Annotated in this window: 21 protein-coding genes; 11 read left to right on the top strand and 10 right to left on the bottom strand. The window is 72.3% G+C overall.

The window, feature by feature from the left end; all coding sequences use genetic code 11:
- Positions 1 to 22: 22 nt before the first annotated feature.
- Entirely contained in the window at positions 23 to 1,255 is a 1,233-nt protein-coding gene (locus PSH03_RS10280) for an MFS transporter (protein WP_210785622.1), read from the bottom strand.
- Positions 1,256 to 1,324: 69 nt separating this feature from the next.
- On the opposite strand from PSH03_RS10280, the gene PSH03_RS10275 reads away from it, so the two are divergent.
- Positions 1,325 to 1,840, top strand: coding sequence for a MarR family winged helix-turn-helix transcriptional regulator (locus PSH03_RS10275; RefSeq protein WP_210785623.1), 516 nt, complete (start codon positions 1,325 to 1,327; stop codon positions 1,838 to 1,840).
- A 56-nt stretch (positions 1,841 to 1,896) separates the two neighbouring features.
- The gene (locus tag PSH03_RS10270) at positions 1,897 to 2,412 is read left to right on the top strand and encodes a DUF2087 domain-containing protein (protein ID WP_210785624.1); all 516 of its coding nucleotides are present in this window, start codon (positions 1,897 to 1,899) and stop codon (positions 2,410 to 2,412) included.
- A 44-nt stretch (positions 2,413 to 2,456) separates the two neighbouring features.
- Here PSH03_RS10270 and PSH03_RS10265 read toward each other — a convergent pair whose 3' ends face one another.
- On the bottom strand, positions 2,457 to 3,512 hold the full coding sequence (locus PSH03_RS10265; RefSeq protein ID WP_238688953.1) for a hypothetical protein: 1,056 nt from the start codon (positions 3,510 to 3,512) through the stop codon (positions 2,457 to 2,459).
- A 93-nt stretch (positions 3,513 to 3,605) separates the two neighbouring features.
- On the opposite strand from PSH03_RS10265, the gene PSH03_RS10260 reads away from it, so the two are divergent.
- The 4 genes from PSH03_RS10260 to PSH03_RS10245 all read left to right on the top strand — a co-directional run bounded on the left by PSH03_RS10260 (position 3,606) and on the right by PSH03_RS10245 (position 6,448).
- The gene (locus PSH03_RS10260) at positions 3,606 to 4,244 is read left to right on the top strand and encodes a TetR/AcrR family transcriptional regulator (RefSeq protein WP_210785626.1); all 639 of its coding nucleotides are present in this window, start codon (positions 3,606 to 3,608) and stop codon (positions 4,242 to 4,244) included.
- Positions 4,245 to 4,361: 117 nt separating this feature from the next.
- Entirely contained in the window at positions 4,362 to 4,880 is a 519-nt protein-coding gene (locus PSH03_RS10255) for a GNAT family N-acetyltransferase (RefSeq protein WP_210785632.1), read from the top strand.
- 72 nt (positions 4,881 to 4,952) lie between these two features.
- Positions 4,953 to 5,378, top strand: coding sequence for an Hsp20/alpha crystallin family protein (locus PSH03_RS10250; RefSeq protein WP_210785633.1), 426 nt, complete (start codon positions 4,953 to 4,955; stop codon positions 5,376 to 5,378).
- Between the two features lie 71 nt (positions 5,379 to 5,449).
- On the top strand, positions 5,450 to 6,448 hold the full coding sequence (locus PSH03_RS10245; protein ID WP_210785627.1) for a tyrosine-type recombinase/integrase: 999 nt from the start codon (positions 5,450 to 5,452) through the stop codon (positions 6,446 to 6,448).
- A gap of 29 nt (positions 6,449 to 6,477) precedes the next feature.
- Here the strand turns inward: PSH03_RS10245 and PSH03_RS10240 are convergent, their stop codons facing one another.
- Genes PSH03_RS10240 through PSH03_RS10225 form a run of 4 tightly spaced genes read right to left on the bottom strand, consistent with a single transcriptional unit; the run spans position 6,478 to position 10,260 of the window.
- Complete coding sequence (locus tag PSH03_RS10240; RefSeq protein ID WP_238688952.1) at positions 6,478 to 6,885, bottom strand: RidA family protein; 408 nt, start codon at positions 6,883 to 6,885, stop codon at positions 6,478 to 6,480.
- Between the two features lie 32 nt (positions 6,886 to 6,917).
- Entirely contained in the window at positions 6,918 to 7,289 is a 372-nt protein-coding gene (locus PSH03_RS10235; protein ID WP_210785628.1) for a VOC family protein, read from the bottom strand.
- Positions 7,290 to 7,349: 60 nt separating this feature from the next.
- Positions 7,350 to 8,525 carry an outer membrane protein assembly factor BamB family protein gene (locus PSH03_RS10230; protein ID WP_238688951.1) on the bottom strand — a complete coding sequence of 392 codons (1,176 nt, stop codon included), beginning with the start codon at positions 8,523 to 8,525 and terminating at the stop codon, positions 7,350 to 7,352.
- Positions 8,526 to 8,556: 31 nt separating this feature from the next.
- Positions 8,557 to 10,260, bottom strand: coding sequence for an acyl-CoA dehydrogenase family protein (locus PSH03_RS10225; protein ID WP_210783867.1), 1,704 nt, complete (start codon positions 10,258 to 10,260; stop codon positions 8,557 to 8,559).
- Between the two features lie 146 nt (positions 10,261 to 10,406).
- Here PSH03_RS10225 and PSH03_RS10220 point away from each other — a divergent pair, with 146 nt between their 5' ends.
- Positions 10,407 to 10,865, top strand: coding sequence for an Rv0361 family membrane protein (locus PSH03_RS10220; protein WP_372488361.1), 459 nt, complete (start codon positions 10,407 to 10,409; stop codon positions 10,863 to 10,865).
- A 52-nt stretch (positions 10,866 to 10,917) separates the two neighbouring features.
- Entirely contained in the window at positions 10,918 to 12,045 is a 1,128-nt protein-coding gene (locus PSH03_RS10215; RefSeq protein WP_238688950.1) for a low temperature requirement protein A, read from the top strand.
- Positions 12,046 to 12,096: 51 nt separating this feature from the next.
- On the opposite strand, the gene PSH03_RS10210 is transcribed toward PSH03_RS10215, so the two are convergent.
- From PSH03_RS10210 to PSH03_RS10195, 4 genes are all read right to left on the bottom strand, one after another.
- Positions 12,097 to 12,813: a thymidine kinase gene (locus tag PSH03_RS10210; RefSeq protein ID WP_124821847.1), complete on the bottom strand. Its 717-nt coding sequence runs from the start codon at positions 12,811 to 12,813 to the stop codon at positions 12,097 to 12,099.
- 56 nt (positions 12,814 to 12,869) lie between these two features.
- Entirely contained in the window at positions 12,870 to 14,264 is a 1,395-nt protein-coding gene (locus PSH03_RS10205) for an MFS transporter (protein ID WP_238688949.1), read from the bottom strand.
- Positions 14,265 to 14,281: 17 nt separating this feature from the next.
- Positions 14,282 to 15,049 (bottom strand): glycerophosphodiester phosphodiesterase family protein, encoded by a 768-nt coding sequence (locus PSH03_RS10200; protein ID WP_238688948.1) that lies wholly within the window; start codon positions 15,047 to 15,049, stop codon positions 14,282 to 14,284.
- 267 nt (positions 15,050 to 15,316) lie between these two features.
- Positions 15,317 to 16,090 carry a lysophospholipid acyltransferase family protein gene (locus tag PSH03_RS10195; protein ID WP_210783863.1) on the bottom strand — a complete coding sequence of 258 codons (774 nt, stop codon included), beginning with the start codon at positions 16,088 to 16,090 and terminating at the stop codon, positions 15,317 to 15,319.
- Between the two features lie 152 nt (positions 16,091 to 16,242).
- Between PSH03_RS10195 and PSH03_RS10190 the strand changes: the two genes are divergently transcribed.
- From PSH03_RS10190 to PSH03_RS10180, 3 genes are all read left to right on the top strand, one after another.
- Positions 16,243 to 17,655, top strand: a complete 1,413-nt coding sequence (locus PSH03_RS10190; RefSeq protein WP_210783878.1) for a cytochrome ubiquinol oxidase subunit I — start codon at positions 16,243 to 16,245, stop codon at positions 17,653 to 17,655.
- A gap of 14 nt (positions 17,656 to 17,669) precedes the next feature.
- On the top strand, positions 17,670 to 18,668 hold the full coding sequence (gene cydB / locus PSH03_RS10185; RefSeq protein ID WP_210783862.1) for a cytochrome d ubiquinol oxidase subunit II: 999 nt from the start codon (positions 17,670 to 17,672) through the stop codon (positions 18,666 to 18,668).
- 165 nt (positions 18,669 to 18,833) lie between these two features.
- A complete protein-coding gene (locus PSH03_RS10180) occupies positions 18,834 to 20,027 on the top strand; it encodes a GNAT family N-acetyltransferase (RefSeq protein WP_238688947.1) in 1,194 nt (397 codons plus the stop codon).
- Positions 20,028 to 20,032 lie beyond the last annotated feature (5 nt).

Raw genomic sequence — 20,032 nt, 5'->3', positions numbered from 1 at the left:
CGAGCATCGACGGTCGATCTGATCAACGGACGGCGGCGGGTTCGGCCGGTTGCGGTTGGGGGGTAGGCGGCCAGGTGAGTCGGCGTACGCCGGGCACGAGGGCGGTGCCCGCGCAGGAGGCGAGGACCAGCAGACCCGCGACGGCCAGCGGAACGGGTGCGCCGAACGCGTCGGCGGCCAACGGCGCCAGCGCGTAGCCCAGCGGCATGGCGCCCAGCGACACCAGCCAGTCGTACGAGGTGACCCGGGCCAGGACCTCCGGCGGGAAGTGGTGCTGCACGACGGTCTCCCACACCGGGTTGAGGTAGCCGAGGGCGGTCAGCGCCACCGCGTAGGCGACGATCACCGCGGGGGCGGGCGCGGCGACGGCGAGCAGGAACAGTGGCGCGGCGTAACAGGCCAGCCCGAGGTTGGCCAGCAGCACCGGCCGGTGCAGCCGGACCCGCCCGGCCAGCAGCGATCCGGTGAGCATCCCGATCGCGCCGGCCTGCAACAGCAGCACCCAGGTCGTCTCGCCACCCAGGCGGTCGATGGCGACGGCCGGCCCGAGGGTCATCAGCACGGCGGCGGCGCCGTTCCACACGCCGTGCCCGAGCAGGCTGGACCAGAACCAGTCGCGGGCGCGTACCTCGCTGAAGCCGTGCCGCAGGTCGGCGAGGACGGAACGGCGGGGCACCGGCACGTGACGGACCCGCACCAGCGCGAGCAGCGTGGCGCTGAGCGCGAACGACGCGCCGTCCAGGATGAACGCCCAGCCGGGTCCGGCGGCCCAGATGAGCGCGCCGGCCAGGGCCGGCCCGGCGAGGCGGCTGGTGTTGGCGGTGATCCCCATCAGGGCGTTGGCCTTCTGCCGGTCGGCCGGCTCGACGGTGCCGGCGACCAGCGGAGACGCGGTCGGGATGGCGAACGCCGAGGCGGTGCCGCCGAGCGCGGACGCCACCACCACTGTGGTCAGTGACGGGTCGCCGCCGAGCAGTTCCACGCCGACCGCGACCTGCGTGGCGCAGCGGACCAGGTCGGCCAGGAGGGCGACCCGGCGCGCGTCGAACCGGTCGGCCACCACCCCGCCGAACGGCAACAGGACCAGCCGGGTCACGACCGCCGCGGCGAGGACGACGGCCAGCGCGCCGGTGGAGCCGGTGGCCCGCAGCACGGCCAGCGCCAGCGCGGCGGGCACCACCGCGTCGCCGAGGGCGGAGATGGTGCGACCCAGGAACAGCAGTCGGAAGGAGTGGTTGCGCAGCGGGTGAGCCATGGCCACAAACGTACTTCGACATCGAATATTTCGGCAACGAATATTTCGGTCCCGAGATAGGCTGGCGCGGTGACCACCACTCCGGACGCCGTCGACCGGCACATCGAGCGCTGGTTGCCGGTGCTGCCCGACCTCGACGCAGACGTCGAGGGGGCGGTGACCAGGATGATCCGACTGACCCGGCATCTGCGGGCCGTCAAGGAGCGGGTCCTGGTCGACCTCGACCTGCTGGCCCACGAGTACGACACCCTGCACGCCCTGGCCGGTCGCGGTGGCCGGGCCGCACCCTCGGACCTCGCCGCGGACCTCACGATGGCCCCCGCCTCGATCACCGCGCGGGTGGACGCGCTGCTGCGGCGGGGCTTCGTGCACCGGATTCCGTCGACAGTCGACCGTCGACGCGTCGACGTGGAACTCACCGAGGCGGGTCAGGCCGCCTGGCGCGGGGCGATGGAGGTCCAGGGCGCCGAGGAGCTCCGCCTGCTCGGCGCGCTCACCGCTACCGAGCGGCGACACCTCTCCGACCTGCTGCGCCGGGTGCTGCTCGTCGCCGAGCAGCCACAGAGCGCGCCGCAGACCGACTGAGCGGGGCCGAAAAATCGCCTGGCGGTCCGCGTACCGTTGATGCAAGGGTGACCGGCGTGACTGCGCATGTGCTGGCCGGGGCCCTGGCCGACGACGGACGGCGACGGATCTTCGCGGCGATCGTGCTGGGTGCGACCAGCGCGACCGAGGTCGCCGAGCGGACCGGCCTGCCGGCGCGGGTGGTGCTCACCGCGGTCCGCCGGCTCACCGACGCGGGCCTCGTCACCGGCGCGGACGGCGCGTTCGCGGCCGACGAGGTGTCGCTGCGGGCCACCGCGCGTGACAGTCGCCCGGCCGACGACGCCGAACCCGGCGTCGACCCGGTGCTGCGGACCTTCCTACGTGCGGGCGTCCTGGTGAGTCTGCCGGCGCAGCGGGGTCGACGGCGGGTAGTGCTCGCGCACATCGCCGAGCAGTCGTTCGAGCCGGGCACCCGCTATCCGGAGCGGGCCGTCGACGACGCGCTCAAGCCGTGGTGCGCCGCAGGAGGGTCGGATCACGTGACGCTGCGCCGGTATCTGATCGACGAGCAGTTGCTCACCCGCGAGCACGGCGTCTACCAGCGGCTCTGATCGTCCGCCGCGCGAACCGTCCCGCCGTCGCGCATCGGATGTGGTCAGGCTGTGGTGGTCGTCCGCGGAAGGTCCGCCATGCCGGAATCGCCCGCCGTGATGATGGCGGCCTGGCGGGCGCGCAGGCCGCCGACCACGCACAGCCCCACACCGAAAACGAGCCAGGAGGTGAGGACGATGACGGTATTGGTGGCACCGGCGCCGTCGAAAAAGGCGGTGGAGCGCAGCAGTTGAACACCCGCGCCCGGCGGCAACAGTTGGCCCAGAGTTCCGGACCAGCCGGGCAGCATCTCGGGGGCGGAACCGCTGCCGGAGAGCGGGTTGCCGATCAGCATCATGGTCACCGAGCCGAGCCCGAATCCGGCGTAGCCGAGCAGCGACTCCAGGCCGAGCAGGGTCAGCGAGGTGGCGGCGATGCTTAGCGCGACAGCGCTGGAGTTGGCCAGGTAGGAGCCGCTGAGCGAGCCGAGGCAGAACTGCAGGATCGCCGTCAGCACCAGGCCACCGACGACCGCGAAGGCGAGCGCGCCGGTGACCCGCCGGCCGGTGCCCTTGAGTCTGTTGCTGAGCAGGAACGCGGCGAGCAGGCCACCCATGACCAGCGGCAGAGCACCGGCGGCCAGGCCAGCGCCGCGCGGGTCGTCGGCGGGCAGTGCGACGAGGTCGCGCACGGTGACCGCTGTGCCGGCGCCCTGGGCCTGCGCCTGGTTGAGCGCGGTCCCCACACTCTGCAGGGTCTGGGCGACCGAGGCGCTGGCCGCGGAGGCGGTGATGACCTGCGGGGTGCCGGCGCTGACGTCGATCGCCCCGTACACCTCACGGTCGCGGATCAGCTGCTCGGCCGCCGCAGTGTTGGCGACCGTGGTGATGTCGAAGGCATCCGGCAGCCGCTGCTCGATGGCGGCGGAAATCTGGCTCGTCGCGACGGCAGGGCCGACGACAGCGATCGGCACGTCGTGCACAGACGAGCGCACCGACGGCCAGGCGAAGGCGGTCAGCAGCACGCTGATGATCACCGTGAGCAGCGCGACCGCGGCGGCCACCTTCGACCAGGGTGACGGGGCCGTGGCATCGGCGTCAGCCGGAACCTCCGTGGACATGACAACTCCTTAAGAAGAACGGTCGCTCGTTTTCAATTCTGGAAGCGGCGCGGCTGGTTGTCAAGAACGAGCGTTCGCTTTTAGCATTGGCCCATGCCACGCGTATCCGAGGAGTACCGAGCCGGTCGTCGCGCCGAGATCCTGGCGGCGGCTGCCCAGCTCTTCGCCGCCAACGGATTCCACGCCACCTCGATGGCCGACATCATCACCGAGTCCGGGCTTTCCGCCGGCGCGGTGTACCGGTACTTCCGCAGCAAGGAGGACCTCATCGCAGCCGTGGCGGAGACCGCCCTGTCCGCTGCGTCAGAAACCTTCGCAACTCTGCTCGCCGACCGCGCCGCACCGTCACCCGAACAGGTCATCACCGCGATCATCGAAACGACTACCGACAGGTTCATCCACGACCCGGTCACCGGAGTGGACCTGACGCGGATCGGAGTACAGGTGTGGGCCGAGGCACTGCGCAGCCCGGAGCTCGCCGCTCGCGCCAGCGACGTCTACCGGCGACTGCGGGGGCAGTTCGCCGAAGTCGCCCGCCGCTGGCAGGCCGCCGGCCACCTACCGGCCGCTGCGGTGCCGGAACAGGCGGGCGCCGCCATGCTCAGCCTCGTCCAGGGCTTCATCCTGCAACGCTTACTGGTCAGCGACACCGACGCCGACGGTTACCTCGCCGGCGTGAAGGCGCTGTTGTCCGCCACGTCTCCCACCGGACCCCACGCCACCAGGTTGTGACAACCCGAACCGACCCGCGATCCCCTGGCGATACCGCCGCGCCGCCGGGGCGCTATCGGACGAACCCGGGCGACCGGATAAAGCCGTTGACCGGACGGTGATGATCAACAGGTGACCATGACCGCCCGGTCCACCTGGGCAACCACCGCTGTCCGGCCCGAGCACCCCGACGCGGTGCTGCTGCTGCGCGAGTACATGACCGAGATGGTGGTTCGCTACCACCGTCGCCCGGCCCTGCCCGGCGAGGTCGACGCGGCGCTGGCCGAGTTGCCCAGCGACGACCTGAGCGCGCCGAGCGGGCTGCTCCTGCTGGCCCACCACGGCCCCGACCTGGCCGGCTGCGCCGGGCTGCGCTGGCATCCCGGCTGGGCCGAGCTGACCCGGGTGTTCATCCGCTCCGAGCACCGCGGCGCCGGTGGGGGCGCGGCGCTGCTGGCCGCCGTCGAGGAGCAGGCCCGCGCGGCCGGGGCGGACCGGATCCGGCTCGACACCCGGCACGACCTGGTCGAGGCCCGCGCCCTGTACGCCCGGCACGGCTACGCCGAGATCCCGGCGTACTCGCGGGGCCCCTACGCCGAACACTGGTTCGAAAAACGGCTGTCCGGAGCAGTTGACGTCGGCGCGCGGACGCGCTAAATAAGAAGAGGAAGTTGAGTCACCCCGGCTCAACTCATTACCTTCGGCCAGGAGAACCGAGGAGGCATGACCATGTTGATGCGTACCGACCCGTTCCGCGAGATCGACCGGCTCGCCGAGCAGTTTTTCGGTACGGCGGCCCGCCCCGCGACGATGCACCTGGACGCCTACCGCGACGGCGACCACTTCTACGCGGCGTTCGACCTGCCCGGCGTCGATCCGGACAGCATCGACTGCACCGTCGAGCGCAACGTGCTCACCGTCCGCGCCGAGCGCCGCCGGCCCACCGGCGACCGCGTCGAACTGGTCGCCGCCGAACGCCCGATGGGCACCTTCACCCGACAACTGTTCCTCGGCGACACGCTCGACACCGACAAGCTGGAGGCCGGCTACGAGAACGGGGTGCTGACGCTGCGCATCCCGGTCGCCGAGCGCGCCAAGCCCCGCCGGGTGACCATCCAGGCCAACGGCGCCGCCCGCCGAGAGATCAACGCCTGATCCGACACGGTGACGGGTGGGACCGGCGCGCCTGCACGCCGATCCCACCCGAGGCTGAAAGTCTTTTTCACATGGTGTTCTCCGACGCTCCGGTGCTCGCCCGCCCGTCCGCGCCACCGGCGCTGCCGAGTGGGCCGGTCGAGGTCACCGAGGCGTGGCTGCGCAACAGGAGGCTGTCCGAGCACACCCGCGACGCCTACCGACGTGACGTCACCGGCTGGCTCCGCTGGTGCGCCGATCACGACCTGGACCCGCTGCGGGCCACGTTCCTGCACGTCAACGAGTACGCCCGCGCGCTGGAGAGCAGCGTCGGCTCCCGCAGCGGCCGCCCACTGACCCCGTCGACCGTCGCACGCCGGCTCTCGGCGCTGTCCAGTTGGTACGACTTCCTGGTCAAACTGGGCGCAGTGCCGGCCAACCCGGTCTCCGGCGCCGACCGCCCCCGCGTCGACCGGGACCACTCCGCCACCGTCGGGCTCACCCCGGAGGAGGTGGACGCCCTGCTCAGCGCCGCCGACGCGGACACCGGCGCGACCGCCGTCCGCAACCGGGCGGCGCTCGCGCTCCTCGCCGACCTGGGTCTGCGGGTCGGGGAGCTGATCTCGCTGGACCTGACCGACCTCGGCACCGAACGCGGCCACCGCAGCGTGCGTTTCATCGGCAAGGGCGGCAAACAACGTCGCCGAGCCCTCACCCCCGGCACCGGGCACGCCCTGGACGCCTACCTGGCCCAGCGGGCCGCCACCACCGGCGTGCCGGTGCCGCAGCTCACCGGCCCGCTGCTGGTCACCGCCAGCGGTGCCCGACTGGACCGGCACTCGGTGTTCCGGATGGTCCGTCGGCTCGCCCGCGCCGCCGGCATCCCGGCCTGGGCGAAGCTGTCCCCACACTCGCTGCGACACGCCTTCGCCACCACGGCCCGCTCGGAGGGCGTGCCGTTGGAGGACGTGCAGGACGCCATGGGGCACGCCGACCCGCGCACCACCCGCCGCTACGACCGGGACCGACACAACCTCGACCGCGACCCGGCCTACGCGGTGTGGGCGGCCCGGTCGCGTCGTCGCGGCTGACTGCTACCCGCCCGACGTCGGGCTGTCGATCAGTCGAGAACCGCAGTGGCTTCGACCTCAACGAGGAGATCAGGCTCGCCCAGAGCACTGACACCCAGCAGCGTGATGGGCTTGACCAGGTCAGCTCCCAGCTTCGCACCCGCCCGAGCGACGCCTTCGCCCAACAGGGGCATCTTGTCGGGCGACCAGTCGACGACGTAGATGGTCAGCTTCGCCACGTCGCCGAAGGACCCACCGATCTCGGCCAGGGCGGTGCCGATGTTGAGATAGCACTGCTCGACCTGGGCGGCGAGGTCTCCCTCGCCCACTTTGCGCCCTTCGGCGTCGCGGGCCACCTGACCGGCGAGGAAGACCAACCTGGACCCGGTTGCGATCGACAACTGACGGTAGACGTCCGGCTTCGGCAACCCGTCCGGATTGACGAGAGTGATGGCCATGCTGACTCCTTCTGTCGTTGCGCCGGGCCGTCTCAGCTCTGTGGGCGGGGGCAGATGCAGAACGGCTGCCCGATCGGGTCGAGAAGCACCACCCACCGCTCGCCGCCGGGCTGGAATGCCGGCTTCGACGCGCCCGCGGCGACGAACTTCTCCTCCGCCGCCGCCAGGTCGTCGACGTAAAGATCGAGGTGGTAGCGCTTGTCGCCGGTCTGGTCCGGCCAGGACGGCGGCTGGTAGCCCTCGACCAGCCCGAAGCCGATGGAGACGCCACCGGAGCTGATCATCGCGTACTCGGGTTGGCTGTGGGTGACCTCCCAGCCCAACGCCTCGTGGTAGAACGCGGCGTGGCCGGCGGGATCGGAACTGTCGAGGTTGACCATCGCGAGGTCGGCAGAAGCTGTCACGCCGGCAGTATGCCGCCGGGGCCCGACAACTTCGGCCCGCGACACCGGCGCGAGTAAAGGTCAGGGGGCGTCGAGGGGCCAGAACGTCACGCGGGCCGTGCCGTCGCGGCAGATCAACCCGGAGCCGACCCGGCGGCAGTCGGTCACACCCGCCGGGAGCACCGCGAACACCCGATGACCGTCGCGCCCCACCGTCGCGACCAGGGAGCGCCTGCCGTCCTCGGCCAAACCCAGAACCACCAGGGGTTCCGTGGTGCCCCGTGGGCCCCCCACCGTGCGCCAGCGCGCCCCGGCCGGCCACGTCCACACCCGCGCCCCGCTGCCCGCGTCGATCGCCCAGCGTCCCTGCTCGTCCTGCCCGCAGAGCAGACCCTGGCAGGGCCGCAGGAGCAGCTCACCCGGCTGCACCGGCACCTGCCAGCGTCGTACCAGCCCAGGTAGGTCGTAGCCGGTCAGCGCCACCGCGCCGCCGCCGCTCGGGTGGCGCAGCACCAGGTACGCGCCGACGACCTGGGGATTGTCCGGGCCGTAGTCGGCCGGCGGAAGCTGTCCCCGTCCGTGTTCGGTGCCGTCACGGGCGTCGAGCAGCCGGACCAACCCGTCGTCCTGCACCAGCAGCACCCACCCGGGCAGGCCGGGCAGCGCCCGCAGCACCGCCGTGGAGGGCAGCGGGACCGACCACCGGGTCGCGCCGGTGGCCGGGTCGATGCCGTGCACCGTGCCCTCGACCCGCCGACCCGGTTCGGCGGCGCTGCGCACCTCGCGCACCGCGACCGCCTCTCTCCCGGCCGCGTACACCCGCTCGGGTCGCCGCCACAACGGCTGGCCGGTACGCAACGACCGCGCGGTGGTCACCCGCGCTCCGAGCGCCTGGTCGCGCTCGACCAGCAGCAACAGGTCACCGGCGACCTCGGCGGACCACCCGGCGGCAGGCGGCACGGTGACCCGCCACCGCGGCGGGCCGTCCGGCGCGGCCGAGTCGTAGGCGCTCAGCGTCGGCGGGTTCGGTTCGGGGTCGACGACCAGCAGCAGCGGCCCGGCGCCGAGCACTGTCGCCCGGGCGGGCACCGCCGGCCCGACCTGAGGCGTCAGGCGCGCGGGCGGGGCGGCACCGCCGAGCAGGACACAGGCCGCCACCAGCACCGCCACGCGCCACCGGCGGGACACCTGCGGCGGTGGGCGGCGCTCCTCCAGGGGCGCGCCCCGGTCGTCACCCAGCTCGATCAGCACCGACATGGGCGCCCACCCGTCCGCTCGCGCCGGCCGGTCAGCAGAGCAGGTCGAGGTGGCGGTGGGCGTCCTCGGCGATCTCCTCGTGCCGCAGCCAGCGGCGCGCCCACAGCCGGGCGGCCAACTCCGCCTGCTCGTCGCCCCACGCGGCGTGCTCGACGAGCAACGCGGTGGTCAGCGCGTACGCCAGGCGCAACGCCAGACCGCGGGCGCCCGCGAGCACCGCCGACGCGCCCGGGTCGACGGTCACCGCGGCGATGGTCTCCTCCAACTGCGCGGCGGCGGTGGCCAGGGTGTCGGCCAGCACCGGCGACAGCGGCCGCGCCAGGTCGACGGCGGCGGTCAGCCGGCTCAGTAGCGGCGCACCGGCGTCCTCCCGGGTCAGCGCGCGCAGCACGTCCAGGGCCAGCACATTTGTGGTGCCCTCCCAGATCGGCAGCACCTGGGCGTCGCGCAGCAACCGGGGCACGCCGGTGTCCTCCACGTAACCGGCCCCGCCGAAGCTCTCCACGTACTCGCTGGCGGAGCTGACGGCCAGCCGAGCGGTGGCCAGCTTCGCCAACGGCGCCACGATGCGCAGCTCGGCCGCGGCCTCCGGGTCGGCGCCGACCTCGACCCGCCCGAGCAGGGCGAAGGCGTGCCCAGCGAGGGCGAACGCGCCCGCCGCGTCGACCGCGAGGGTGCCCAGGGTGGCCCGGTGCAGAGGCGAGGACACCAGCGGGCCGCCGGCGACGTGCCGCACCTCGGCGTACGCGCGGGCGTAGGCGAGACCCCGTCGCATCCCGCCGGCCGCCGCCGCGGCGTTGTGCACCCGGGTCACCACGACCAGGGTCATCGCCCGGACCAGACCGGGCACCGCCGCGTCACCCAGCGGGAGGGCGTACGCGTCGCGCAGGCCGATCTCGGCGGTGGGCAGTGCCCGGGTGCCGAGCTTGTCCTTGAGCCGGTGCACCGTGACACCCGGCGCGGGTGCGCCCGGCGCCGCGCCGTCGGCCAGCGGTGAGTCGACCGCGTACCGGGGAACGAGGAACGGGGCGAGCACCCGGCTGCCCCGCCCGGCGCCCTCCGGCCGGGCCAGCGCCACCGCCATCGCCGCGTCGGCGGCGGAGCAGAACCACTTCTCCCCGGTCAGCCGCCACGAACCGTCCGCCGCGGGCCGGCCGAGCGTGCTGGAGCGGCCCAAGTCGGAGCCACCCTGCGACTCGGTCATCCACTGCCCGCTGGTGATCGCCGTGGCCGGGTCCGTGGAGATCAGCCGGGGCAGCCACGCGTCGCGTACCGTGGCATCGACGTCGGGCATGCTGAGCAGCGCCGCCGCCCCGTCGGCCATCGCCACCGGGCAGGAGAACGTCGCGGACTCCGGCCCGTACAGGTGCAGCAGGGCGTGTTGCACGACCCGCGCGGCGGCACCCCAGGTGCCCCGGGCGTCCGGCAGGTAGGGCAGCGCGACCACGGCGTGTCGGGCGGCGGCGGCGCGTTGCGCCTGCCAACCGGCGGAGGTGTCGATGCGGTCGATCCGGGCACCCCACGGGTCGTAGCGGACCAGCGTCGGCGGGTGCGCCTCCGCGTCGGCGTGCGCCGCGCGCAGCGGCCCGGTGACGTCGGCGGCCAGGTCCGCGAGACGACCCTTCGCGGCGGCGTGCCCGCCCGGGCCGAGGTGACGCTCCAGCCAGGACCGCAGCAGGCCATCGCCGGCGTACGGGTCGACGGGGGGTGGTACCGGCTGCACGAAGCGGCTCATCGATCGGCTCCTGGCACTGCTCGGGGGTGTGCGCCGACGGTAGACGATGCGGGGCCGCCGCGAACAGGGCACACCCGCCCATCGGGCGCACCCAGTTTCCGGCTTGTCGCCCGTCGGCGTGAGCGTGTTCTCTACGGTCGGTAGTCGTGGGTGCGGGCCAGTCGTGGAGCCGACCGGCCCGGCGTCACCGCCCGATGCGCACCGGGTTGGCGTTCGCCGGGTTCGGTGTGGCGCTGTGCTGCGTGGGGGTGGCCGGGTTGGGCGCCTGGAACCTGCAGACCGTCCGGCAGGCCGCCGGCCCGATCCGGGAGACCGCCGACGGTTTCCTCAGCGAGGTGGCCCTCGGCGACAGCGACCGGGCGTACGAGCGGCTCTGCGAGGACGCGCGCAGCCGGTGGAGCGCGATCGGCTTCACCAGTTGGGTGCGGACACCACCGATGGTCACCGACTACGAGATCACCGACGTGTCGGTCGCCACCCGCAGCGGCCGACCGCACGGCACGGTGACAGTGAAGGTGACCCGCAGCGGCGGGCTCAGCGAGGAACGTCGCCTGCCGGTCGTCCGTGAGGACGGAAACTGGCGGGTGTGCGGTGACCCCTTCTAGGCCCCCGGTCGCCGCCCCGACACGCCCACAGCTGCTGCGCCCACGCGAGGGGGTGCAGCCGACCACCTCGACGGAACTCTTCTTCGACCTCGTCTTCATCTTCAGCATCACCCAGTTGTCGCACTACCTGCTCGCGCACCTGGACTGGCGGGGCGCGGGGCGTACCGGCCTGTTGCTGGCGCTGGTGTGGCTCGTCTGGGTCTACACCACCTGGTTGACCAACTGGCTGCAACCGGACCAGGGGCCGGTGCGGACGATGCTGATCGGGGTGGGGCTGGGCAGCCTGCTGTTGTCGGCGACGATCCCGGAGGCGTTCGGTGCGACCGGCCTGCTCTTCGCGCTGGTCTACGTCACCGTGCAGGTGGGCCGCACCCTGTTCGCGTTGTGGGCGGTGCAGGGCAGCCCGTGGTTGGTGGCCGGATTTCAGCAGTCGCTGCCATGGATCACCGGGACGTCGGTGCTCGTGGTCATCGGTGGCCTGGTCGGCGGTGCCGCCCGGGACGCGGTGTGGACGGCGGTGATCGTGATCGAGGTGGTCGGCCTGTCGATCGGCTATCCGCTGCCACGACGGGGACGCAGCCGACCCGAGCGGTGGATGGTGGAGGGTGGGCACCTGGCCGAACGGTGCGCGGCGTTCGTCCTGATCGCGCTGGGGGAGTCGATCCTGGTCACCGGCAGCACCCTCACGTCGCACGTGGACCTGGTGACGTCCGGGGCGTTCCTGCTGGCGTTCGGCGGTTCGGTGGCGCTGTGGTGGGTGTACTTCGCCCGCTCGGCCCCGGCCGCCACGGAGTTCATCGCCCAGGCCGGGGAGCGCACCGGCGCGTTGAGCCGGGTCGCGTTCAACTTCCTGCACCCGGTGATCGTCGCCGGTGTCGTCGTCACGTCGGCGGCCGACGAGCGGTTGCTGCGGGAGCCCGGCGCGCCGGTCGCCACTGTCGACGTGCTGCTCACCCTGGGTGGTCCCGCGCTGTTCCTGGCCGGGCACGCCGCCTACAAGGCGCTGTTGTGGCGGACCCTGCCGATCAGCCGGGTCACGGCGGTGGCGGTCCTGCTGGCGCTGATGCCGGTAGGTGTGGTGCTGGAGGCACCCGTCGCGGTGTGCGCCGCTGTGGCGTTGGCGGTGACTGTCGCCGTGATCCTGACCGACCGGTTCCGGTCACCGGCGGCCGCGCGGTGACCGGCGCGTCTTTCGGGCAGCGAACCACTGGCAGGGTGATGGGTTGTCCGCTCAGTCGCGGGGGCCGAGGTCGCCGCTGCGGTAGTGCCGGCGGCAGAGCACCTGGTAGCGCACCTCGGCGGTGTCGACGGTGTCGCCGATGACGACCTGGGCGCCCTCACGGACGACCCGCCCGTCGACGACGCGGGCGTTGAGCAGCCCTTCGCGGCCGCACCAGCAGAGCACCTCGACCTGGATGCGGGCCACCTCGTCGGCCAGCTCGAACAGGCGTTGCGCGGCGGGGAACATCCGCGAGCGGAAGTCGGTGGCCAGGCCGAACGCGAACACGTCGACGTCGTAGCTGTCGACCAGCTCGGCCATCTGCTCGACGTGCTCGACGGTGTAGAAGCACGCCTCGTCGCAGATCAGATAGTCGACGCGTACCCCGTCGGCCCACCGGCCCCGCACCAGGGCCCGCAGGTCCAGGTCGTCGGTGACCTCGATGGCCTCGTGGGCCAGGCCGATGCGGGTGGTGACCTGCGGTCCCAGCGACCGGTCGATGCGGGTGGTGACCAGCCCGCGCCGGCCCTGCCGGGCGTGGTTGTAGTTCATCTGCAACGCCATCGTGGACTTGCCGCAGTCCATCGGCCCCCAGAAGAACTTCAACGCCGCCGCGTGCACCGGACGCCCGTCGAGCCCGCGCGCGGCCGCGCACCCGGCCGGGGCGTGTGGCTGGCCGGGGAACGGGTGGGCCAGGCAGGTCGGGGCGGTGGCGGCGTCGTCGGTCACGGTCGGGCAGCCTAGCCCATTGACCGGCCCGGATCGGTCGGGCGCGGGACCCGTGCTCAGAGCACCCGCGGTGGGGTGTTGCCCGCGGCCACGATGGCACGGCGGATCGGCACGGCGGCGAGGAGCAGGAACCCGACCACGAAGAAGATCAGCAGTGAGACCAGGCCCACCCGGTACGAGGCGGTGAGTTGGAACACCAGGCCGAAGGCGAGCGGGCCGAGCCAGCTGGTGCCCTTGTCGCTGATCTCGTAGAAGCCGTAGTACTCGCCCTCCTTCCCGGCCGGGATGAGCTGGCTGAACAGCGACCGGCTCAGCGCCTGGCTGCCGCCGAGGACCAGGCCGATGGCCGCGCCGAGGACCATGAACGGCACCGGCGCCTCGGCCGGCAGCCGGAACGCGCCGATGATCACACCGGTCCAGAGGACCAGGCTGAGCAGCACTGTCTTCCAGGCGCCGATGCGTCGGGCCAACGCGCCGAGGCCCAACGCGCCTCCGAAGGCGAGGAACTGCACCAGCAGGATGGTGATGATCAGGGTGCTCTGGTCCAGCCGCAGCTCCTCGGTGCCGTACTGGCTGGCCAGGGTGATGACGGTCTGGATGCCGTCGTTGTAGACCAGGAACGCCAGCAGGAAGAACAGCGTCAACGGGTACGCCTTGATCTCCCGCAGGGTGTGGCCCAGCTGCCGGAACCCGTCGGTGAGCACGTTGCCCCGTCGGGCCAGCGCCGCCGCCCTGCTGGGGCGTTCCCGCAGCCAGCGCAGCGGCACCAGGGTGAACACCGCCCACCACACCCCGGCGGAGACGATCGACCAGCGGGCCAGGTCCAGGGTGCGCTGCGGGTTGTCGTCCTCGCTGAACAGGGTGACCGCGACCAGGTTGAACGCCAGTAGCAGACCACCGCCCAGGTAGCCCAGCGCCCAACCGCGGCTGGAGATGCCGTCGCGTTCGTCGGGTCCGCCGAGCTGCGGCAGGAACGAGTTGTAGACCACGACGGCCGCGCCGAAGGAGATGTTGGCGACCAGGAAGAGCGCCCCGCCGAGCAGGTAGCGGTCACCGGTGACGAAGATCATCGCGATGGTCGCGCCGGCGCCGGTGAACGCGGCGCCGCCGAGCAGCCGCTTCTTGTGCGCCGACCGGTCGGCGATCGCCCCGATCACCGGCAGCACGAACACGGTGAGGAACACCGACAGCGAGATCAGGTACGGGTAGTAGGACCCGGCCGCCACCCGGATACCCAGCGGGTACACGTACCCGTCGCAGGTGTCCGCGCCCAACTCGCACCCGGCGGCCAACTCGGCGACGGTGGTGATGAACGGGCCCAGGAACACCGTGATGACTGTGGTCTGGAACGCGGAGTTGGCCCAGTCGTAGATGTACCAGCCGCGCCGCTCCCGGCGAGTGCTCGCCGGAGGCAAGGTGTCGTCCACCGTGGGGGTCACGGTCTCGGCCATCGGGGGTCCTTCGATCCTCAGGCGGCCCAGTGGCCGCGGCTGCGGTAGACGTCGCGCAGCACGCCGACGTGATCGGTCATGATGCCATCCACGCCACGATCCAGTAACTCGTGCATCTGGGCGGGTTCGTCGATCGTCCAGACGTGCACCTGCAGGCCGATGCGGTGGCAGTAGTCGAGGAACCGGCGGTCCACCACCGGCACCCGCCCGTAGCGCGGCGGCACCTGCGCGGCGACCACCGACGGCGGCAGCCGCAGTGGCCGCCCGTGCAGGGAGGCCAACCGCAGCCGGGCGACGCCGCGCATGCCGAGGCTGGTGGCGACCCGGCCCTCGGTGAGCGCGCGCAGCCGGGTCAGCCGGGCGTCGCTGAACGAGGCGAGCAGCACCCGGTCGCCGGCGCCGGCCCGGGTCACTGTCGCGACCGTCGGCTCGACGCCGCCGTCGGCCTTCACGTCGATGTTGAAGCGGACCTGCGGCCACGCCCCCAACACCTCGTCGAGCCGGGGTACGACGGCAGCGCCGCCGACGCGTACCGAGGCGAGGTCGGCCCAGCTCATCTCGGCGATGCGCCCCGCCTCACCGGTGACCCGGAGCAGCGTCGGGTCGTGGAAGATCACCGCCACGCCGTCCGCTGTGGCGTGCACGTCGGTCTCCACGTACCGGTAGCCCAGCCCGACGGCCCGGGCGAACGCCTCGATGGTGTTCTCGTCGCCCTCGGCGGCGCCGCCACGGTGGGCGAACGCCAGCGGCGCGGGCGCGTCGAGGTAGCCGAATCGGGTCAACACGCGACGCAGTATGCCTGCGGTTGGTGGCCGGCGGATGGCCGGCGGGGAGATTCCCTTGATCACCGGCTGCCCCGTGCGGTGGCCTGCCGGCGTGAAGGGGTGCACAGGCCACAGGCCGTCCCCTTTGCTCTGCACCCCGATTCGCACCGGTCGCAGACCGTAGCCGTCGCACCCGCGGGTGCAGAGCAAAGGACAACCCGGCCATCACTCGCCCCCAGCCGCCCCTCAGACACACTGGAAGCAGCGGACCGCACGCGCCGTGGTGGCTCAGTTCGACCGGCGGCGGTGGGTGCGACTGGGGTCGCTCGGGCGGCCGGGGTCGACGTGGCGCGGCACGTCCGGCTCGTCGGGGCGCAGCGGGGCGAGGGTGTCGGTGAGCGCGTCGATGATCCGGTCGGTGGCCCGGCGGGCCGCGCCGGGGTTGGCCGCCGCCGTTTCGCCCAGGTCGACGGGGGTGCCGAAGTGCACCCGGATCACCGGTCGACGCCACAGCGAGCGGGCGATGCCACGCAGCATTCCGCGCGGCGCCTGGTAGGGCAGTACCTCGTGCGAGCCCCACTGGGCGACCGGGACGACCGGGGCGCCGCAGGCCAGGGCGAGGCGGGCGGCGCCGGTCTTGCCGCGTTCGGGCCACAGGCCGGGGTCCAGGCCGATGCGTCCCTCCGGGTAGATGAGGATCACCGAGCCGCGCGCGACGGCAGTGGCGGCGTCGTCGAGGGCCCGGTGCACGGCGCTGGTGCCCCGGTCGACCCGGATGTGCCCGGCGTGGCGCATGGCGGCGCCGAACATGGGGACGCGAAACAGCCCGGCGGTCGCCATGATGCGCGGGGCGACGCCACGGGTCCGGCAGGCGGCGGCCATGACCACCGGGTCGAACGGGCTGATGTGGTTGGCGGCCAGCACCAGCGGGCCGCGACGCAGGTACGCCGGGACGTCGCCGGTGACCTCGAGGCGGGCGAGCAGGCCGACCAGGCCCCGGGCCAGCAGCAGGGCTGCGCGCCAGATCAGCGGCGGCCGCCAGGTGGTGTGTGCGGTGTTCATCAGCGCGCCATCGTCGCACGCGGCGGCGGGGCCGCGAGGGCGGGTCGGGTGATCAGGGTCATTGGTCCCGGGAGGGTGCGGGCCGTCCAACCTTCTACGACGAGCAGTAGTATTTACTACGTCTCGTAGTACGGATGGCTGGGGGTTTTCAGGTGGACGCGTTGGACGTTGCCCGCTGGCAGTTCGGTGTCACCACCGTCTACCACTTTCTCTTCGTACCGCTGACCATCGGCCTCTCCGTGCTGGTAGCCATCCTGCAGACCATGTGGCACCGCACCGGCAACGAGCGCTACCTCAAGCTCACCAAGTTCTACGGCAAGCTGTTCCTGATCAACTTCGCCATGGGCGTGGTCACCGGCATCGTGCAGGAGTTCCAGTTCGGCATGAACTGGAGCGACTACTCCCGCTTCGTCGGGGACGTCTTCGGCGCACCCCTGGCCATCGAGGCGCTCGTCGCGTTCTTCCTCGAATCCACCTTCATCGGCCTGTGGATCTTCGGCTGGGACCGGCTGCCCAAGCGGGCGCACCTGGCCAGCATCTGGGCCGCCGCGATCGGCACCAACCTCAGCGCGTACTTCATCCTCGCGGCGAACTCGTTCATGCAGAACCCGGTCGGCTACCGGATCAACCCCGACAGCGGGCGCGCCGAGTTGACCGACTTCCCGGCCGTGCTGACCAACAAGGTCGCCCTGATCACCTTCCCGCACACCCTGGCCGGCTCGTTCCTGGTCGCCGGGTCGCTGATCGTCGCGGTCGGCCTGTGGCACGTCATCCGCAACCGCGACTCCGCCGACGCCGGCGCGTACCGCTTCGCCACCAAGTTCGGCTCCTGGGTGGTCCTGGTCGCCTCCGCGGCCGTGCTGTTCACCGGCGACATCCAGGGCAAGATCATGACGGACGTGCAGCCGATGAAGATGGCCGCCGCCGAGGGCCTCTACACCACCGAGAGCCCCGCCTCGTTCTCCGTGCTCACCATCGGCAGCCTGGACGGCAGCCGCGAGGTGTTCGCCATCAAGATCCCGTACCTGCTGTCCTACCTGGGCACCGGCGACCCGAACGGCACCGTGCACGGCATCAACGACCTCCAGGCCCAGTACGCCACCCAGTACGGCGCGGGCAGCTACACCCCGATCATCCCGGTCACCTACTGGAGCTTCCGCTTTATGATCGCCTTCGGGATGGCGGCCGGCGCGATCGCCCTGCTGGTGCTCTGGAGTCAGCGCAAGGGCCGCACCCCGAGCAGCAAGTGGCTGCTGCGCGCCGGGCTGGCCATGCCGGTGCTGCCGTTGCTGGCCAACTCCTTCGGCTGGATCTTCACCGAGATGGGCCGTCAGCCGTGGATCGTCTTCGGCGAGATGCTCACCCGCAACGGGGTGTCCCGCAGCGTCTCGCTGGCCGAGGTGCTCACCTCGTTCACCGCCTTCACGCTGATCTACGCCACCCTCGCCGTGATCGAGGTCAAGCTGCTGCTGCGCTACGCCAAGGCCGGCGTGCCGGACGTCAGCGAGCAACCCCCCACCGACGACACCGACGACGCCGAGCGCCCGCTCGCCTTCGCCTACTGATCCCGGAGCCCATCGTGGAACTGACCACCATCTGGTTTCTCCTCGTCGCCGTGCTGTTCACCGGGTACTTCATCCTGGAGGGCTTCGACTTCGGCGTCGGCATGCTGCTGCCCGTGCTCGGCCGCGACGACCGGGAGCGCCGCGTCCTGATCAACACCATCGGCCCGGTCTGGGACGGCAACGAGGTGTGGCTGATCACCGCCGGTGGCGCCATGTTCGCCGCGTTCCCCGAGTGGTACGCCACCCTCTTCTCCGGCTTCTACCTGCCGCTGCTGCTGATCCTGCTGGCCCTGATCGCCCGGGGGGTCGCCTTCGAGTACCGGCACAAGCGCCCCGAGGCGTCCTGGAAGCGCCGGTGGGACGCGGCGATCGTGGTCGGTTCGCTGCTGCCGGCGATCCTGTGGGGCGTCGCCTTCGCCAACATCCTGCGCGGCGTGCCACTGGACGCCGACCACGAGTACGTCGGCGGCCTGCTGAACCTGCTCAACCCGTACGCCCTGCTGGGCGGCGCGACCACCCTCGCGCTGTTCCTCACCCACGGCGCGGTGTTCCTCGCCCTGAAGACCACCGGCGACATCCGCGAGCGCGCGGGCGCGCTCGCCGTGCGCCTGGGTGTGGGCGCCGCCGTGCTCGCGGTCGGGTTCCTGACCTGGACGTTGAGCATCCGCTCCAGCGCGGCCGCCGTCGTGCTCGCCGTCGGCGCGGCCCTCGCCCTGCTCGGCGCTCTGGCCGCCGCCCGGGTACGCCGGGAGGGATGGGCGTTCACCGGCACCGCCGTGGCGATCGGTCTGGCCGTGGCGACCCTGTTCGCGGCGCTGTTCCCGAACGTACTGCCCTCCACCCTGGACGCGGCCGGCACGCTGACGGCCACCAACGCCGCGTCCACCCCGTACACCCTGAAGATCATGACCTGGGTGGCGGTGATCTTCACTCCGGTGGTGCTCGCCTACCAGGGCTGGACCTACTGGGTGTTCCGCAAGCGCATCGGCGTAGCCAACATCCCGCAGCACTGACCAACGCGGTGTCGCACCCGACACCCCGCCGATCTTGCAGTTTTGGTCGCCGTGATGCGTGGAATGCCCCGTATGCCGCGACAGAAACTGCAAGATCGCGTGGCGGGTTGATCATGGTGCGGTAAATCGGCTGTTGGTGCGGAGCGGCCTCGCTACGGTGTGCCGATGCCCGCCACTGTGCACGTACGCGAACTCACCGCCGACGACCTCGACGCCGCCTGGGAGTTGGGCCGGTTCGCGTTCGGCTCCGACCCGCAGCGGCCCGCGCAGACCACCGCCACGCCCGCCGGCCTGACCCGGTACGGCGCGTTCGACGACGCCGGTCGGCTCGTGGGCAAGGCAGTCGACCTGCACCACGACCAGTGGTGGTCGGGCCGGGCGGTGTCGGCCGCCGACGTGGCCGGGGTGGCGGTCGCCCCCGAGGCCCGTGGTCGGGGCGCGGCTCGGGCCCTGCTCACCGCCCTGCTGCGGGGCGCGCGCGAGCGTGGGGCGGCGGTCAGCGCGCTCTACCCGACCGTCGCCGCCCCGTACCGGGCCTGCGGGTGGGAGGCCGCCGGTGTGCTGCGTACCGTCGATCTGGCCACCGCCGCGTTGCCCCGGCACCGGCCCTGCCCGGATCTGGTGGTGCGGGCCGGCACGGTGGCCGACCTGCCCGCCGTCACCGACCTGTACGAGCGGGTCACCCGGCACCGCAACGGCATGCTGACCCGCCGGGGTGAGCTGTACGACTTCTTCGCCGCCGACCGCGGTCTGCCCGGCGACGGTCTCACCCTCGTCGAGCGCGACGGCGACCTGGTCGGCTACGCCACCTGGCAGCGGGGCCGGGGCTACGGCGCCGACTCCGTGCTCACCGTCGACGAGGCCCTGGCCGTCACCCCCGAGGCCGCCCGGGAGATCGTCGGGGTGCTCGGCAGTTGGGCAAGCGTCGCGCCCACAGTGCGGCTGTGCCCCCTCGACGGCGACGCCGTCAGCCCTCACCTGCCGTTGGAGTCGGCCCGCGACCACGAGCGGGACCTGTGGATGCACCGACCGGTCGACGTCGTCCGCGCGGTGAGCGCGCGGGGGTGGCCCGTCCACGCCCGGGGCGTCGTCGACTTCGGCCTCACCGACGCGCTCGCCGAGTGGAACACCGGTACCTGGCGGTTGACCGTCGCCGACGGCGCGGCCGAGCTGACCCGGGTCGACGGCGAGGCCGACCTGCGGTTGGACGTGCGCGGTTTCGCCCTGCTCTACGCCGGGGCGGCGCAGGCGCGCTCGGTCGCGCAGGCCGGCCTGTTGCATGGTGCCGGTGACGCCGACCCGGCCGCCCTGGACCTGCTGGGCGTCGGCGGCCCGGCGCAGCTACTCGACTACTTCTGACCGGC

The sequence above is a fragment of the Micromonospora salmantinae genome (genome assembly GCF_022230905.1).
Lineage (GTDB): Bacteria > Actinomycetota > Actinomycetes > Mycobacteriales > Micromonosporaceae > Micromonospora > Micromonospora salmantinae.
This window is presented reverse-complemented; position numbering and strand designations above follow the sequence as displayed.

Bases quoted from the DNA above. Each gene is read 5' to 3' on its own strand.
- PSH03_RS10280 (WP_210785622.1), bottom strand. From the start codon at position 1,255: ATGGCTCACCCGCTGCGCAACCACTCCTTCCGACTGCTGTTCCTGGGT.
- PSH03_RS10265 (WP_238688953.1), bottom strand. From the start codon at position 3,512: ATGTCCACGGAGGTTCCGGCTGACGCCGATGCCACGGCCCCGTCACCC.
- PSH03_RS10260 (WP_210785626.1), top strand. From the start codon at position 3,606: ATGCCACGCGTATCCGAGGAGTACCGAGCCGGTCGTCGCGCCGAGATC.
- PSH03_RS10255 (WP_210785632.1), top strand. From the start codon at position 4,362: ATGACCGCCCGGTCCACCTGGGCAACCACCGCTGTCCGGCCCGAGCAC.
- PSH03_RS10250 (WP_210785633.1), top strand. From the start codon at position 4,953: ATGTTGATGCGTACCGACCCGTTCCGCGAGATCGACCGGCTCGCCGAG.
- PSH03_RS10245 (WP_210785627.1), top strand. From the start codon at position 5,450: ATGGTGTTCTCCGACGCTCCGGTGCTCGCCCGCCCGTCCGCGCCACCG.
- PSH03_RS10240 (WP_238688952.1), bottom strand. From the start codon at position 6,885: ATGGCCATCACTCTCGTCAATCCGGACGGGTTGCCGAAGCCGGACGTC.
- PSH03_RS10230 (WP_238688951.1), bottom strand. From the start codon at position 8,525: ATGTCGGTGCTGATCGAGCTGGGTGACGACCGGGGCGCGCCCCTGGAG.
- PSH03_RS10225 (WP_210783867.1), bottom strand. From the start codon at position 10,260: ATGAGCCGCTTCGTGCAGCCGGTACCACCCCCCGTCGACCCGTACGCC.
- PSH03_RS10205 (WP_238688949.1), bottom strand. From the start codon at position 14,264: ATGGCCGAGACCGTGACCCCCACGGTGGACGACACCTTGCCTCCGGCG.
- PSH03_RS10195 (WP_210783863.1), bottom strand. From the start codon at position 16,090: ATGAACACCGCACACACCACCTGGCGGCCGCCGCTGATCTGGCGCGCA.
- PSH03_RS10180 (WP_238688947.1), top strand. From the start codon at position 18,834: ATGCCCGCCACTGTGCACGTACGCGAACTCACCGCCGACGACCTCGAC.